The following is a 16,421-nucleotide window of genomic DNA, read 5'->3' as shown; positions in this document are numbered from 1 at the left end:
GTATCTACTTCATTACAAAGTAGCATTCGCTTTTTCTAACCTCCTTTACCTGCATACCTATCGGCAACCTTCACAGGCTGCTTTCCCATAGGGAGATATACAGGCTTACCCTGTTCCGTATGTCGCGTAAAATGTCAACTTAGATGCCCACAATGGTGCGGAGAGTGCAATGACCACGAAAGAGTAATGTCCAATCTCTTTCCGACTCTCGTTGCCTTTTGGCTACAGCGTATTAACCACTTCCGCTGCTTCATCATATAACGCGCCTTAAATGGATTCACATTACATTCATCATATTGCCCCCCTAGCACTCACCCAACTTGTGGTTGTCAGGAGAAACGTCCTCTCACGATTCCGTTCCCGCTCAGTTTAACGACCAAGCTTCGTTACATTGTCAGAGCCGCTGCTTTATTCAGGCTCTTAGGGGCATCTGGTGGTACAGATGGTTCACTCTTCGTGGTGAACAACGCTTCATACGACTTCAGGTCGCACGGACATTTCTGAGTTAGCACTTTTGCTAAATTAGGGAAAGACGAATTAACTGAAGTATGGCAAACGCTGGTTTAGCTTGTCTCTAGAACAATTATTGGCGACCATAGCTAGTTATCCAACGGCCATTCACGAGTTTCAATCAACCCTTGCTCAAGCAAGTTGTCGCGAAGCTGGTGAATCCTGACTTTTAGCTCATCACGTATTAATCGAATCGCTGGAGAGATCAACTGACGACTCGGTAATATCAGCCACATTTCGGTCAGTGGTATATCGCTATTAACTAATATCCTCTCTAATCGGCCCGCGAGTAAATCTTCACCGACATCAATAGCGGATTTCTTCGCTATCCCCACCCCATCAATACACCACCGACGAACAATATCACCATCATTCACAGCTCGATCACTGTTCATTTTTATTCTGTATTTTTGATCACCATGATAAAGATCCCAACCGTCGTGCACGACTTCGTACAGTTTGTAGAGCAAGGCTTTATGTTGATATAAATCATCAGGAACCAAAGGTCGACCATGATTTTCAATATAATCAGGAGAAGCGCATAGAACATGAGGGATATCGCAGATCTTAAATCCATACAAGTTGGATTCTTGCGCGGCACCTTTAGTCATAGCTCGTAACGCCACATCGACCCCATCGCGGTAAAAATCGGTTCGGCTATCACTCACATGGAGCCTCAATGACAGGTCTTGATGCTTGTCCATTACATCATTAAGCAAAACGCGCATCAGGTTGCGCCCCATCTCAGAAGACACCGCGATACGAACTTCCCCACTGATGGATTGCTGCTCTTCATTGACCAACACCTGCCCTTGTTGCAACAAATCCAATGCTTGTTGGCACAAAGGTAGATACCGCTCACCCTCTGGGGTCATGCGCATCTTTCGCGTCGTTCGAACAAATAACTCGGCTCCTAACTCTTGCTCTATCCGTTTTAATGACACACTTGCAGCAGAAGAGCTCATATCAAGTTGATTCGCCGCGGCTGTAATCGATTGAAGCTCAGCAACTTTCAACAAAACCTGTAAATCTGAAATTTTCATCACTATACTCTTCACTACTCGAATGGTCAGTTTTATTATCCACGATTTAAGGAAAGTGTATTAAAGATTAGCCCGTTTATCGAATGAATAATTTTGAATATTATTAATCTCAAGCAAATACAGCAGAGACATTACTATGAAATCATTATTTAAAGCATCGACATTAGCACTAGCCGCAACGCTACTTACTACACCTTCTTTTGCCGATGAAGGTTCTTCAAAAGTTGTCGCGGTAAACGATATTGAGTGGGGTTATCTAAACCCTTTGCGCGGCGTACTTAGCCCGGGAGCTGCGGACCTTTGGGGTGACCGTACAACGGATACCGCAACAGGTATGTTGGTACGCTTTAACAAGGGTTTTGAGTCACCACCGCACATTCATAACATCACGTACCGCGGTGTGGTCATTGAAGGTCAAATGCATAATGACGATCCAACATCAGAAAAGATGTGGATGCCAACAGGCTCGTTCTGGACGCAACCAGCAGGTGAAGACCACACCACTGCCGCAAACGGTGAAACAAACCTAATCTACCTTGAGATTGATGCGGGTCCATATCTAGTTCAACCATCTGAAGAGAAGTTCGATAATGGCGAACGTCCTCTAAACTTGCATAAAGACAATATCGTGTGGCTAAACAGCAGTGATCTTCACGATATCAAAGTAGACGGTGTTCAATCAACGTATGTTTGGGGTAGCACTTCTGACATGGGTGGTTCAATGATCAAACTGCCTGCCGGCTTTGAAGGAAAAATCACCACGGACGCAAGTGAGTTCCGCGCCGTTGTGATTGCAGGCTCGATTGAGTACAACTCAAAAGAACAAAGCAGCAATCTTACTTTAAACCCGGGAAGCTACGTGGAATCTGAGGGCAAGTTCTCTCATAACATCACCAACACGGGGGACTCTGAGGCAACAATCTACATCCGTACTAACAGCAAGTACCAAGTGAAATAAGCCCTAGCTCGCTTTGTCCCTCGCCATCGGCTTAATCCCCCTTAAACCGGTGGCAATTTCCATCGACGCGCAAATCTGTGCAGCACAAGGGTTATGTACAATACAAAGGTTAATATATGAAACACATATTGTTCATCGCTTCTTTGATCATGGTGACATTCAGCTCTGCCTCTTTTGCAGCAAACCAAGTGCGCGATGAAAATACGGTAGAAATTGAGTGGCTTGATCTGATCCCAGAAAGCGAACGTGCACGCGTCAGCGATGAAACCCTTGCTGCCCTTGACCATAGTGCGAATGTTGCTCAGCAGGCTCTAGTGGGAAGTGTTCGTCCAGAACTGAATGGCAGCAACGTCAAAATACCGGGTTTCGTGATTCCATTAGAAGGGGACTCAGAGTCAATCTCTGAGTTTCTTTTGGTTCCCTTTTATGGTGCGTGTATTCACGTTCCACCACCACCTCCAAACCAGATTATTTACGTCAAGTTTGAAGAAGGGACTCCAACTAAAGACCTTTGGGATATCGTTTACATCACAGGAACCTTGAAAACAGAAACAGTAATTTCTGATGACATAGGGGTCGAGTCAGGCTATTCCATTGAAGGTGCGAGCTTAGAGATATATAACAAAGTGTGATCTAGTAAAACTAGAGACTCTATAGGGCTGCGGGTGACCCAAACCAATGATCTGGTAGTGAACAACTAAGGAAAGAGCCATTTGGTTAGCCCGCACTTCACTAGACACTGCACTGGTTAGAAAATGTAGACCAAATGGCTAGCCTTGAAGTGTGACAGACATGCATCCCGAATTGGAATGGGGCACTTTCGAGTTAGAAAGTGCCACGGGTAAAAATTCAACCAGAGAAGCTTGTGGACAAAATCGAGTTTAGTTTTGTGCCAAATTATAAAACCTCGGATAGCTTTAGGTATGGAGTGGCCTAACTGATATCCAATGATAGTGGGGCGGATCAGATAGTCCTTTTGTGCTCCCCAAACAAGATCATTACTATGAGAAAAGCTAACAACAAGCCGTAAATTATAATTAATAGAGGCTTTCCAACTAAAACCTACCTCAGCTATGACTGGTGATCGCTGCTTCTGTTGCTAATTTGAGCTTTGTGATTTTATCACTAGTCATCTCAAAGCTACTGTCATATTTGTTCGTTGAAGCAACTCGAAGTTGGCGCTCGACAGACATCAGATCACCAATAACTCTACGTAACTTAGCTGCTGACATACGAATCTGTTTCATTATTTGCATCACTGACGCCCCTGAAACGATAACGCAACCACTCATGGTGTAATACTTTGCATTGAGAATCATTTCAAACTCTCGGATACAACTATTAGCAACAAGCAGCTCATCAATAGTTAAGCTGTCAAAGTAGCTCTCAACATGCGCTGATCGTTCTATCTCGCGATAAGCCTCCCTTAGCTTTTGGGCTTGATCATCTAGTTGACCAATAATAATATTCGCTAATTCATAGTTTTCATCTGATAGATAAAATTCGTCATTTTTATACTCTGATTCTTCCAGACGAAGTGCCATAACTTTAGCAATGATATCGCTTATACTATCATTAGCACTGCCATCAAAAGCTGCCTTGATAATTTTACTCATACCGTGTCTCTTGTTTACTACAACCTCAAAAGTATTATAGGGATATGTTGGTAAAATGATAAGCCTGGCTAATTCAACCTATGAAGATTCTGGAAACTTCCGTGTTAAAAAACACCTCGGATAAAATCGACCAACTAATAAAAAACCATCAAGCCTAAACATGATGGTTTTGATTCTTAACTGCTTGCTCAGCAGGCTGGTTGCTTTCTTCCTGGCCTATTCTTAGCTGCCTATGCGGCAGGACACTTAACCGGGTTTCAACCTTATGTGCGCGACATTTTCTTAGCTGCCTATGCGGCAGGACACTGTTAACTATAGTCGCTAAGCTGTTAATTCCACGGGTTTTACATCGCAAATCCATAAAATACCCTTTTTCTTCTTACTTCTGTAAGTCCTTGTTTTTAAATCTCTAAAAACGGGCTGTCAAAAAAGGGTCAAACACGTAACTCTGGAACCGTGCCTTTTCTCTCTTGATTGGTGGCTAAACCATAACTATTAAAATTTGCGGCAACACACTCACCATGAAACTCCTTTTGGATAAATAAAATATAATTTTGCGCTGATGAGCCACTAGAAACGGGAATTCGATGAAAACTATCTATTACACGATCTTCGTTAGTTTCTGGTAATGATGGTTCAACACCAGATAGTTCGGCTCTCGCCATGCTACGCTTGATTCGGCGTTTCTTAGAGCCTAAAAAGCTTTTCCCAATCGTTTGGTTACGGGTAAACCTCACCTCAACCGCAGTGTCAGGCACCTCACAAACACTAGAAATCTCAAATAAACCTTCATTTACCATCACAGAGAAATAGGGCTGAAAAGCGAGTCCAATCATCATCTCTTTATCTTCAGCAACAAAGGCAATGGTTTGGCCAACTGTAGATTCGTTCCAGTCCGGAAAACTCACACCTATTTTATTCATGGCTTGTCGGTTATTGACCATAAACAAGTGCATTTGGGATATACACCGTCCTGCCAATAATTCATGGTCGGCTTGTGCAGGCATGTAACGTATTAAGAAATAGTAACGCTTAGTCATATCTATCCCTTACTTCGCTTTAGAACAATTGAATAGGCCGCCTTTGATCAAGACAGACATGATGAAGTGCACATCATTTGGGATGACTTGAGAAGCTGTCATGCTTTCAATCCAGTTCTCTGTATTTCTGACTAATTGGTAAAAATCATTTCCATGGGACACGTGTCGCCTTGCTATAACGTATTCTCGATCTGCCCCATATTCGTTCACTCTTAATGGTTTATCTGCGTTTTCATGCCACCAATCGTCAATCGATTGCAATGCGGCTCCAACTTTTTGACCATGAAACGCAACGGTTTCCTTTCCGTTCAATAGTTCGACGGTAGCTAACTGCTTAGTCGGAACACCATCTTCTCGGCTATCTAAAAACTCTTGGCTTGGGTAAACCTCATCTCCCCAACCAACTCCAATTTTAGCTTTGACATCCATATAGAAATATTCGGTTGGGTCAGCCAGAGCTCGCATCAAATAGGCTGTGAGCTTTTCTAGGCATTCTGCTGAAGCCTCATCCCAATGACCATACCAAGAAAGCCTTGTTGCGTTTTCTATAATCAAGGTTTGCGAATCACTGGTGGTCACTTCTATCGACAGGTTCCGACACTCTCTGTTGCGCCAAAGCCAACGGCCAAGCAGTATATTCTTTGCGTATCGATGAGCGAGCTCCTGATACCCATTGAGCTCTTTATAAGTATTAGCCAGTAACGAAAGTTTAGAGCGGACTTCATCGTCACTACAGATATCTGGGGTTAGAGAATTTGCTCGAATTCGAAGGGGGAATGCACAATAGATATCATCGACACCTGGCTTTACATAACACTCTTCGATGAACTGAGGATTGGAGTGAGCTAAATCTTGTGGAGCAACATTCTTTTTTACGAACTTGCCCCCTTTATATGCTTCTGCATAACCACCTTTTGGTGCTCGCAACCTAGTTCTATCAATTTCAAGGGGACACATCTCACCACTTTTAGATAGATAGTAGAAATATGCTTTGCCAGCAGAGAGTGATCGAACATAGTTCAGCTGAGTGCAAAGTTCCATAAACGATTAATCCCTATAGTTTTTTATAAGAATAGTTTCGCTACTGCATTCTATCGACCAAAAGGCGTGCTTTAAAAAGTGATCTCTTCCACTAAAACGTACTTCTATCGGGGTTACTCGCTGAGCAAGCCCTATCGCATTCTCTGCATAAGCGTGACAACTGGTGATTGAGTTGCCCCGTTTAGTTGGACGTTCTAACAAATGGTAGCCAATAGAAACTGGTAAGTTATCAGCGTCTTTAGTGATTAAACTTTCTAGCTCATCAAAATCACTCGGCTGTTTTTCACTTGGATATAACCATCGCCCGTATGCTGGTAACCCTTTTAAGACATGGAAAAGCTCACTCCTACTGGTAAACGTCCTTAGCCACTCAATCTGCGTCGATAGCTGTGGTTGGTATAATGCCCCTCCGGCGAAAGCAACGGGAAGTGCCGTTTTAAGCGCGTACTTAAAATCTGAAATTCGGCTGTCGCTATGGACTCTGATAACTAAGTCTATTTCTAGGTCCGCTAATCGTTCACTACGAATAGTTGGTCGCTTCGCGTTAGAAACCGTTCGTGCTTTGGCAACTGAGTTGGGTTCGGTAAGCTTCGCTGTCGGTTGAATCTTCTCGCTTCGAACATAAAAAGAGAAACTCGAAAACTCAAACGGGGAATCACAATTAACTAGCTTATTAAACTCTCTTTGGTAATGGTGCATGAACCCCCAAATAGCCGCCAAAGAAGGAGCACCACACAGATATGGGCTACTCATTGCGACCGCGTCTTGCACTCTCATTGATGACAAATAGATATACTGCTCACCCGTTACCTTATCTTCATTGCCATTTGGTTTACTGAGTTGTTCGAGGACCCATACAATTTGGGCTTTGACGACCTGCATAAGCTTAGGGTGATAAGCAAACTTTGCGGCATACTTATTATTCTGAAACGTGAGATGCAAGTGACGGTTAAACTCACTAGCTAAGGAGCCTAGATCCGATTCAGGTAACGCCAAAAAGGCTTGAGCCAAAGTGTCATCATGTTCCAATTTCTGTTGATTAGGGTCAGCATCAACAATATCTCTTAACTCCATTAATGGAAGCATCCACAAGGCTATCTGCTTTCGCAATATCTTACTTCTAACCTTACGAGTGCTCTCTCTTTGCTTCTGTGTTTTTGATGGTTCTGATCCAATTAAGTGATTTAACACCTGACAAATTTTGGCGTTAGTTACCTGATAGTCATCAAAGTAGCGGCCACTCTTTTTGCGACTTTCAGGTAACGTCCCACCCTGCGCTGGTTTAACGTCTAGCGGATAGTTTAGGACTTTCATATGCCCACCTAAACTGCCACACAGATTCCCATTATTTTGTGGATTTGGCTGTGAAGAAGACACAAATTTGAGTTTACTTTCACGACTTCTCGCTTTTATTTCTAACTCACATTGAGTGGTATGACTAACCACAGGTGTGACCGAAACGTAATCACCATTCCATGGAAATTGTAGTTGCTTACTGTAAGTACTAACACTGTTGGGAAAGGAGCTATCAGGAAGGTCTTTTGCCAGCGTAAGTTGTAATCGAGAAAGTGACTCAGCCTCCAATCCGAACTCTTTAAGCAGCTCTAGCCAAACTGAGTTTTCTTGCTTAATTAGAGAAATAATACACACAGGCTCTGATTGCCAACTGAATGAGCTTAGTAACCACAATACATGACGATACTGCGCAGGGCTATGCGACCATCCCAATCGTTGCTCTAGTACTGAGCTTGAAATAAACGACTCGGTTGTCGTAAGAGGCTGTGCAACTATCCGCTGATCTTTAACTCGGCAGTCTGGAAACTTGAGATTATGAGTATGGAACCATTTGATTTCATCAAGAGATGCCTCTAGGTTCTCAGTCGCTTTTAAATGCCTTTTAGCACGAGCAACATCCAACCAATCAGAGCATCTATCCGCTTGATGGCTTGAACTGAGATTAAGCAAGATCGTTAATGCTTCTTTTTCATACCCTTCAACACAGACATCTTCCGTATAGGGCATGAACATCTTCTTTAAAGCAGACTGCTTTACTGCCTCGTCTTCAATTGCTAATAAGCCACTTAATTTCGTCATAATTACCACTCAGGTAGATATACACTTAAACCATCACTTTCAGAGCTCATTCGAGTCAGCTTTGTTTCGATGACACTTCTTAAAGTAAACGCCGACTCATGACTCGCTATCTTTGTATGCATTCGCGGCCTGATCGCGGCTTTAATCTCACCAAACTCATACAGCCGATACACTTCATCGGTGGTGCAAGAAAGCAATGTAGAAGCTTCTAAGGGGCTGAGCAGTACATCACCGATATTTCCTTTGCCGCTTGAGGGCACTGTTGCCATTAGCTTTGTAAAGTAAGCTAACATCTGTGCAAGCACTATATTGTGACTCAACTGCCGACTGGGTAACTGACGGCAATCTTTAAGCAGAGCACCAAATGCTTCATTGAAAAACATTTTCTTCCAATCTTTTACTCGAACAAGTTCTGCCTTCTCTTTCAAAGCATCGAGGTCTTGCCACAATGACATTGGCCAAGCGCCACAATATTCAATGAATGACTCAAAACTGAGGTCATCGATATCGCCATAACGATTTACATACCAAAGAAAAAAACCATAACGCTCAGATAACGTCATTTCTGCTTTCAATAATCCCAAGGGTTTTGAATCACTTCCTGACAACCATTGAGCGACCAACACCTCAACCTCTGGCGCATCCTCTACTGGCGAGTTTCGGAGTTCATAACCGCATTCACATTGGCCAATACTCTCGGTACTTTGGTATTCAAGTCTCGATTTACACTCAGGGCAGTGATGAACCAGTTTACAGCCATGGTGTTCACAAGCTTGGTGAGAGATAAATTGCCACTGCTGGCGAATGTAGGGTGCTTCGTTAACACACAGAGGGCAAATAGGCGTGAAGCGTTTGCGAACAAAAGCAAAAGGGTAGTCGACACCAAATCTATGAACAGCTTTGTATTGCGGAGAGAATTGAGCTTTTGAATGTGATAGCGCTAGGCGCAATACACCAAAGTTATTGAGCTTTAATTGGTTCTCAAGGTGGATAAGAACCCGTACCCGCATTTGGCTTGTGGTTTGAGCGTGGTAGATATTAACTCGGTTGAGCTCTAGCGGGAAAGCACCAGCAATCGCTTCATGCTGATCCATGGTGTCGAACCAGATACCTTCGGCGAAATGAGAAAATCGCTCGTAACCTTGCTCTTGCGATAAACGCAACAAGAAGCTTTCGAGCGATTCGTCAGGGTAAAGTTGAATGTCCGTTTTCACATGTCACCACTAAAACTTAGAAATTCTAAGTTTTAGTATTGCTGTTAATCCCAATAATTCAAATTCTATGGAGCCAAATTGTGACTAGAAACTGATTCCTAGGTTCTCCTTAGTTGAGCTCAAAAACGGCCTCAGTGAGGCTCTTAGTATCCGTTACTCGCATTGAGTCACATCAAAGCCGTCTTGCTTCACACGCTCGATGAGCTTAAAAATATTACCCATCCCCCACTGGTTGGAGATAGCAATAACTTCACCCGATTCTAATTCTATTTGATGTTCTTCTTTGATGTGGAAACGCTTGTAGCGCTTTTCTGGGATGTCAGACACCAATGCAAATACAGACTTCCTCAACGCTCCATCAAATGCTTCCTGAAGCTGCTCTAGGCTCTGCGGTTGGTGCTTGTCTATCCAGTCACTTAGCAGAGCATAAGAGAGGTGACGCTTATTATAAGTGTTACCTTTATACGAATAGACCGAGTAATCTTTATCTTCGTACTTGCTACTGGCTTTTTGTTCAGCTCGCTTCTCTCGGAATTTTACTTGATACTCTTCGACTTCTGGCACGGGAATAATTTGCTCGGCGTTGATTAATACATCATCTTTGTAGCGATAAGGGGCTAAACGTACACAACTAATGTCGATGCCTTTGTCACGTAGCCATAGTACCGAGGTAGTCAGCTCTTTACCGAAATCAGCGGATGCTAGAACAATTCGAACATCGTTACCAAAGTCGTCAAGGCTGCCTTCATCTAAATCGACAAAATCAAGAATTTCTTGTCTTGCAACGATATCGAGACCTTCTTTCTCGATATATTGCTCGAAGTAGTCACACGCTTTTTCAAACGTCATGGTAGAGATCATGGCTGCGTAACGAAGGGCTTGAAGTTCCATATGAGCGCCTACATCATCACGCTTTAGTTCAATGACCACCAAGTTTGCGTTTCTGTCGATGGCTAACAGATCAATACGGCGACGACTATCTTCCCAGTCGGAGAACTCTTCAGAAATCACTAGGCAATCAGGCGCAATAGCATCAATGTAGCCTTTAAGCGCTTCTTGCAGGTCTTGACGCTCTTGCAGCCCTTCGGCTGCAAAGGTGGTAGGCGTTAAAGCCGTCAGGTTTTTATTAGCGATGCTATAAAGGCTCATTATCGATCTCTACAAGATTACTGTAATCTAGGGGCAATTAACTGTTCAATCTCGTTAATATAGCTCTCCCACTGTTCGACTAGTTTACGGGAAACTTCAAACTCAAAACCACTGTAATCATTCTTTTTGAACCATTCATTAGTATGGTCGGAAATACGGTTCTTATAACCAGGACCTTTACCCCATTCGTTATAATTTTTTTCCCAAAAATCGTCATCAGATTTAATCTGACTCTCATACACTGAACGGCCTTTCGCTAATGCCAATTGTGATATTGCATCAAGGCGAACTTCGGTCGTATGCTTTAATTGTTTAAGCAACGAAAACGCCAGCTTCAAATCAGGTTGCAGTAACATATTATCAATCAATGTAATTAGTTCATCTTTTAATGGACCTATTTTTAAAACACATTGCCCACGCGCTGCAACAGCAAGTTCTTGATAATAATCTAGGTTGTGCCAATCACCATCTCTGTTCACACTGGCTCTCACACTAGCAGCATAAGTGCCTTTCGAACGAATAGTACTGACTAAAGGTACGAAAAATTCACTCAGCGCCGGTGAACAGGCCATTGACTTTTTTAGCCAAGGCTTCAATGTTTTTGTCACTTGTTCCATTGCAACTAAAGAAGATTGAGATTTTATTTCATGTTCAATTTCTATAACTGCTTCATAAATATCTCTTTGGAACATTCCATGTTGAGTACGTAGAGAGGCAATCTTCTCTATTAATAAAGATAATATCTCATCTGAAGCATCCTGCTTCGCATCAAAAAACTCAACAGCTAAGTCACGTACAGCATATCTTTGAGACAATTCTCCTTTAATTTGGTCTGCTTTAATATCGCGGCCATCTTCTTTATCGCCTACCGCTTCGTCGTAGTCCATAACATCTTCTGCTTCACCAGCACGGTCAAGAACTAGCAATAATGCCTCTTCATTCAATCTAGATTTAAGCCCTGCTTTAATCACACTGTCGATCATCTTTGAGCAGGTTTGGTCAGGAGCGTCATTGAATCTTGAGCAAAAGACGCTGACAGTTTTATCGCTCGTTAAGCAACTATCAAGATCTGTGCGATTCACTGTCTGGTCAACACCTTTTGTGTCAACAAATGTCACTGAAAATCCATGATCTCCGTCATCAAGATCTGGTACAAAAAGTGTAATACGTTTCGCTAAACTCACGTTCTTATGAGTAGCGCTATTGAGCAACTTAAATGTTTCATGCAACCAAGACATGTCATCCTGGTTATCATGATTTATAAAACTAGTTTGCGTACGAGATGGGATGTCAATACGCTTAACTAGCTCTTCGTACAGTTCGTCTACACTATCGAATTCATTAGCGTAAAGCTTGGCATTATCCGTTGCAATCCGCTTACCATCTATTCTTTTACGATCGATTTTCAGATTAAGCATGTTACGTAAAGCTCTTTCAATTTCAGCGCTTAACTTAAATCCCTCTTGCTCACGCTCACCATCATCAGACTTAAGAAAAAGCGCGAAATCGTTAAGAAAACTTTTTAACTCATCTTCCGAATAAGGTATTACTTCAATCTTTACTTCAGGAGCATTCTTGATGTGAACTTCACATAACGTTGTTCGCCCAGAACCAGTGCTGAGTACTGGGTTTCCATTATCAATTAACCCTAACAAGTGACAGATCGACGTTGTTTTCCCTGCTCCTACATTGCCAATGAACGCAATCTTGTGCTCTTTATTTGCAAGATATTGCTCACTTCGCTTGTACATTTCACGATGATTTTCAAGTTGAGACCGTGTGGCATCCTGCAAAGTAGACATGGCCATAATTTCATCAATTTTGTCTAACACGCTATTCATTTTATATTCTTCTCTTATTCTATAAGCTCTTACTGAGAAACAGCTTAGATAACTAGTAGTAAAGGTAGATAGTTACACCGCCTGCTCAATAATAGCGTCAGTTAGGTGTAGTTGTATTGTTTGAGAATCTTTTAAGCAAGCTTTGAGTTGCTCACAAATAATCATTAAGTCTTCAACCTTTTTAGCCACTCTTTTGCGCTCTTCCCGGGGCGGCAACGGTAGAAGCATTTCACCAACATCACTCAACCGGAAGCTATTCTTGATTCCTCGCTGTGGAGCATCGAACTGATACTTAGCCAAAGGCGATCTCATAAAATCAGGAAAATATTTATCCTGGCATTCAAACATAAACCTAAGAAGGCAAGTATGTTGATTGATATAAGCTTCACCAAAATCTTCTGGTATCAATCCCAAATTCCCAACATCACCAGTAATTGAAATAAGTAAATCATGTGCTTCCAGCTTGGTGCGTGAACCTTCTCCTCCTTCTGGGGGCTGTACATATCTCAAATTATCTAACCGAAGCTGATAGTTTCCGCGAGATAAGTTACCCATAGTTACGAATAATGCTCCAGAGTCAGAGTAATACTTAGCCCAATCGCGTGAGCCTGATGTAGTGAATTGGGCTACATCTTGTACTCGACACCACTCCCACCCCTTAGGCAGCTCAAACGGCTTTTCATCCTCAGCAATCGGCGGCAGTGCTTTCTGCTTTTTGATTTTCTTCTCTTTGATTAACAGCGCTTTTTCTTCTGCAATACGCTCAAGCAGCTTTACTGCAGGTTCATCGGTTGGATCTTGTGGTACAAGCTTACCCATAACTGCCAGTTGTAGGATGGTTTGTTTTAGCTGATCGATGCTCTCTTCTGTGGTGAACAGGGTTTCGAAATGCTCCGAAACCATTTGCCAGTTTTGCATTAAATCTTCAGCATTTGCAGAGTTGGTTAGCGTGTCTAGCAGCGTAGTCACCAGTACCTGATGCGCTTCAATGCAGGCTTCGGTTTGTTGCTCTAATTGGTCGCAGAGTGTCATGAGTTCATCGACTTTGGCGACAATGCGGTGTTGTTCTTTTAATGGTGGAACCGGAAATTCGAACATCTCTAGAACTTTTTTACTCAACCCTTCAATCGCCATTCCAACTTGTCGTCCCCAAACAAGTCGTTGCACCATTGGAGATAAAATCCCTAAATGTACAAATTGACTCATCTGACGTTCTATCAAACGAATAATCGTAACGTGTTGACTAACATTCGCTTCAACCAAGCTTTCTGGAAATACTGTTGAACGACCAAGCGACGCTCCTGTGATGTTTAATAGAACATCACTGGGAATCACTTTTGTTTTATCCATCTTTTGATGAACTTCCACTGGTATGTAGGCTATATCATCCAGTTTAATTCCTTCATTTCGTACATTCTGCGATCGTAAAAATGGTATGCCTTCTGTAGTATAAACATTTTTACCTCCCCTAGGGGTACTGCCAGAACCCAGCTTAGAAGTCAGATTTCCCAATCGAACCATAGACCACCCCTTGGGTAAGTCATTAGGGGTATCTTCGTCCAATAGTGCTGGAAGAGCTTTTGTACGAGAGATTATTTTATCTTTCACCAACTGCGCTTTTTCTTCCGCAATTCGTTCAAGCAATACCGATGCAGGCTCATCCGTTGGATCTTGAGGCACCAACTTACCGCGCACCGCCAATTCCAAAATCAGCTCACGTAGTTTCTTCACGCCATAAAGCTCGCGCTTTTTGCTGCTGCCACGACCAGAGGCGGACTTGGTTTTAACGGTTGAAGTCCAAATGTCGATATTGTCGGTGATCAACTGATTTATAGAGGTCTGTTCTACACTCATTATTCAGCACCACCCACAGACGAATTCAGGGCTTCACCTAGAATACCTTTAAGTTGATTACGAAGCTGAGAGATTTCTTGCTGCTGCTGTTGGTAGCTCACCAATAACTCTTGTGGATCGTGACTTATCACTTCACCTTGATATGGGTTTTTAATATCTAGGTTGAAGTTGCGCTCAATGATATCGGCGATTGGCACTTTCCAAGCGTGATTGTTTTCAACGCGGCTTGCAAAACCGTCTTCTTCATTGCCCCACCAATCAATTTCTTGTTGGAACTCTTCAAACTTCATTGGTTTGGTCTTGTTGTAGTTCTTCACGCCTTCTGGGTATGGGTGCTCGTAGAACCATACGTCTTTGGTTGGCTTACCTTTAGTGAAGAACAGAATGTTAGTTTTGATGCCTGTGTATGGGTTAAACACGCCATTAGGTAAACGCACGATGGTGTGCAGGTTACATTCTTCGGTAAGCATCTTTTTGATTTTGGTTTTAACGCCTTCACCAAACAATGTGCCATCTGGCAGTACTACCCCTGCGCGGCCGCCATTTTGCGTTTCTGAACCTTCATCTAACACTTCGATGATCAGCTGTAAGAACAGGTCAGCGGTCTCACGTGTTTGCATTTCAGCTGGGAAGTTTTTCTCAATACCATCTTCTTCTGTACCACCAAACGGCGGGTTGGTCGCAATTACGTTGATGTTGCTATCCCAACTTGAAAGCGGCTTGTTAAGCGTATTACCGTGTTTAATTTGTACTGGTACTTCAATACCGTGCAGCATCATGTTGGTGATACACAATAGATGCGGAAGCTGCTTCTTCTCTACACCGTGAATTTGCTTTTGCAGTGTTTGGTGATCCGCTGCTGTTTTCACGTAGTTGTCTTTTACATGGTCAAACGAACACGCTAGAAAGCCGCCGGTACCCGTTGCTGGGTCCATAATCGCTTCGCCAAGCTTTGGATCTAATCGGTTGACGATGAAGCGTGTAACGGCACGAGGCGTATAGAACTCACCCGCGTTACCTGCGCTTTGTAGATCTTTTAAGATTTGCTCGTAGATATCACCAAATAGGTGGCGCTCTGAAGAGTCGGTAAAATCAATTTCATTCAGCTTGTTGATCACTTGGCGCAGTAACGTACCGTTTTTCATGTAGTTAAACGCATCGCTAAATGCTTCTTTAACAACAAAGCCACGGGGGTTTAGATCAACAGGTGCAGTTAAGTTTTTCAGTTTGTAGAACAAGTCATCGTTTACGAACTCAAGCAGCGCTTCACCAGTAATGCCTTCGGCATCTTGCGCCCAATTACGCCATAGATATTGTTCTGGGATTGGTGATTTGTAGTCGTCCAGTTCTAGTTCTAACTCTTCTTCTTGAGCGTCAAATACTTTAAGAAAAAGTAACCAAGACATTTGACCAAGGCGCTGTGCATCACCGTCGACACCCGCATCTTTACGCATGATGTCTTGAATGGATTTGATAACTGAACTGATAGACATGTTTTTCTACTTTTAAACAACTGAAATTTGTGGCGAATTATAGCAGAACTAGGTCAAAAAAAATGAAGTTAGTTCTATGAAACCATAGATATAAGATTCATTAATCTATAGCCTGAGCTTATAAAATCATAATCATAAACACAGTTGGCTAAATAATGAAAATAGAATGCCCTCGTTGCCAGAAGGACAATGAGATTGAATTTGCAGAAAACATATCGTGTTCAGAGTGTGAGAAGAGTTTTAAAGGGTTTAAGTTCAGCAAGCGAAAGCTCGTTTCTGCTAGCTCCGCTTTACTGGTTGGAGCCCTAGGGGGTTACGCTGTTGAAAGTGGGTTAGACAAAGAAAGGTATCCTCTCGAAGTGGAATACGCGATTGTCGATACTTGCGTGAATTCTAGCAAAAACATGGTGTCCGTAAGTTGGTATGAAAGTAAACGGGAAACTTGTTTATGCGCATTAGAAAAAACAGAAAATGATGTGGCATATTCAGACTACAAATCAGATCAAGCTATATTTCTTCGCACATTCAAGCAACACGCCAACAGATGCTCATAAAAGGAGAGGCAGCA

The 16,421-nt window shown here is 42.6% G+C and carries 13 protein-coding genes; 3 read left to right on the top strand and 10 right to left on the bottom strand.

The annotated features are described in order from the left end of the window. Nucleotides 1–599: 599 nt before the first annotated feature. Entirely contained in the window at nucleotides 600–1,553 is a 954-nt protein-coding gene (locus AB4351_RS10200; protein ID WP_102320871.1) for a LysR family transcriptional regulator, read from the bottom strand. A 136-nt stretch (nucleotides 1,554–1,689) separates the two neighbouring features. Here AB4351_RS10200 and AB4351_RS10195 point away from each other — a divergent pair, with 136 nt between their 5' ends. Next, complete coding sequence (locus tag AB4351_RS10195) at nucleotides 1,690–2,511, top strand: DUF4437 domain-containing protein (protein ID WP_102320870.1); 822 nt, start codon at nucleotides 1,690–1,692, stop codon at nucleotides 2,509–2,511. Nucleotides 2,512–2,627: 116 nt separating this feature from the next. Then, nucleotides 2,628–3,143 (top strand): DUF3299 domain-containing protein, encoded by a 516-nt coding sequence (locus AB4351_RS10190; protein ID WP_102320869.1) that lies wholly within the window; start codon nucleotides 2,628–2,630, stop codon nucleotides 3,141–3,143. A gap of 435 nt (nucleotides 3,144–3,578) precedes the next feature. On the opposite strand, the gene AB4351_RS10185 is transcribed toward AB4351_RS10190, so the two are convergent. From AB4351_RS10185 to AB4351_RS10145, 9 genes are all read right to left on the bottom strand, one after another. Further along, complete coding sequence (locus AB4351_RS10185) at nucleotides 3,579–4,127, bottom strand: hypothetical protein (RefSeq protein WP_151416712.1); 549 nt, start codon at nucleotides 4,125–4,127, stop codon at nucleotides 3,579–3,581. A 434-nt stretch (nucleotides 4,128–4,561) separates the two neighbouring features. After that, nucleotides 4,562–5,167, bottom strand: a complete 606-nt coding sequence (gene cas6f / locus AB4351_RS10180; protein WP_372125870.1) for a type I-F CRISPR-associated endoribonuclease Cas6/Csy4 — start codon at nucleotides 5,165–5,167, stop codon at nucleotides 4,562–4,564. Nucleotides 5,168–5,176: 9 nt separating this feature from the next. Next, complete coding sequence (csy3, locus tag AB4351_RS10175) at nucleotides 5,177–6,208, bottom strand: type I-F CRISPR-associated protein Csy3 (RefSeq protein ID WP_372125869.1); 1,032 nt, start codon at nucleotides 6,206–6,208, stop codon at nucleotides 5,177–5,179. Between the two features lie 6 nt (nucleotides 6,209–6,214). Then, nucleotides 6,215–8,302 (bottom strand): type I-F CRISPR-associated protein Csy2, encoded by a 2,088-nt coding sequence (locus AB4351_RS10170; RefSeq protein WP_372125866.1) that lies wholly within the window; start codon nucleotides 8,300–8,302, stop codon nucleotides 6,215–6,217. Nucleotides 8,303–8,304: 2 nt separating this feature from the next. Beyond that, on the bottom strand, nucleotides 8,305–9,516 hold the full coding sequence (locus AB4351_RS10165) for a TniQ family protein (protein ID WP_372125863.1): 1,212 nt from the start codon (nucleotides 9,514–9,516) through the stop codon (nucleotides 8,305–8,307). Nucleotides 9,517–9,669: 153 nt separating this feature from the next. Continuing rightward, entirely contained in the window at nucleotides 9,670–10,665 is a 996-nt protein-coding gene (locus AB4351_RS10160) for a hypothetical protein (protein ID WP_372125861.1), read from the bottom strand. 17 nt (nucleotides 10,666–10,682) lie between these two features. Further along, entirely contained in the window at nucleotides 10,683–12,506 is a 1,824-nt protein-coding gene (locus AB4351_RS10155) for a hypothetical protein (protein WP_372125860.1), read from the bottom strand. A 72-nt stretch (nucleotides 12,507–12,578) separates the two neighbouring features. Next, entirely contained in the window at nucleotides 12,579–14,360 is a 1,782-nt protein-coding gene (locus AB4351_RS10150) for a restriction endonuclease subunit S (protein ID WP_372125857.1), read from the bottom strand. After that, complete coding sequence (locus AB4351_RS10145; protein ID WP_372125855.1) at nucleotides 14,360–15,853, bottom strand: N-6 DNA methylase; 1,494 nt, start codon at nucleotides 15,851–15,853, stop codon at nucleotides 14,360–14,362. The genes AB4351_RS10150 and AB4351_RS10145 overlap by 1 nt, the downstream gene beginning before the upstream one ends. 155 nt (nucleotides 15,854–16,008) lie before the next feature. Here AB4351_RS10145 and AB4351_RS10140 point away from each other — a divergent pair, with 155 nt between their 5' ends. Next, the gene (locus tag AB4351_RS10140) at nucleotides 16,009–16,407 is read left to right on the top strand and encodes a hypothetical protein (RefSeq protein WP_008220703.1); all 399 of its coding nucleotides are present in this window, start codon (nucleotides 16,009–16,011) and stop codon (nucleotides 16,405–16,407) included. Nucleotides 16,408–16,421 lie beyond the last annotated feature (14 nt).

Origin of the sequence: Vibrio sp. 10N.261.51.F11 (assembly GCF_041471665.1) — a bacterium.
In the GTDB taxonomy this organism is placed as follows: domain Bacteria; phylum Pseudomonadota; class Gammaproteobacteria; order Enterobacterales; family Vibrionaceae; genus Vibrio; species Vibrio crassostreae_C.
Note: the sequence above shows the minus strand (reverse complement) of the source record. Positions and strands in the feature narration are given on the sequence as shown.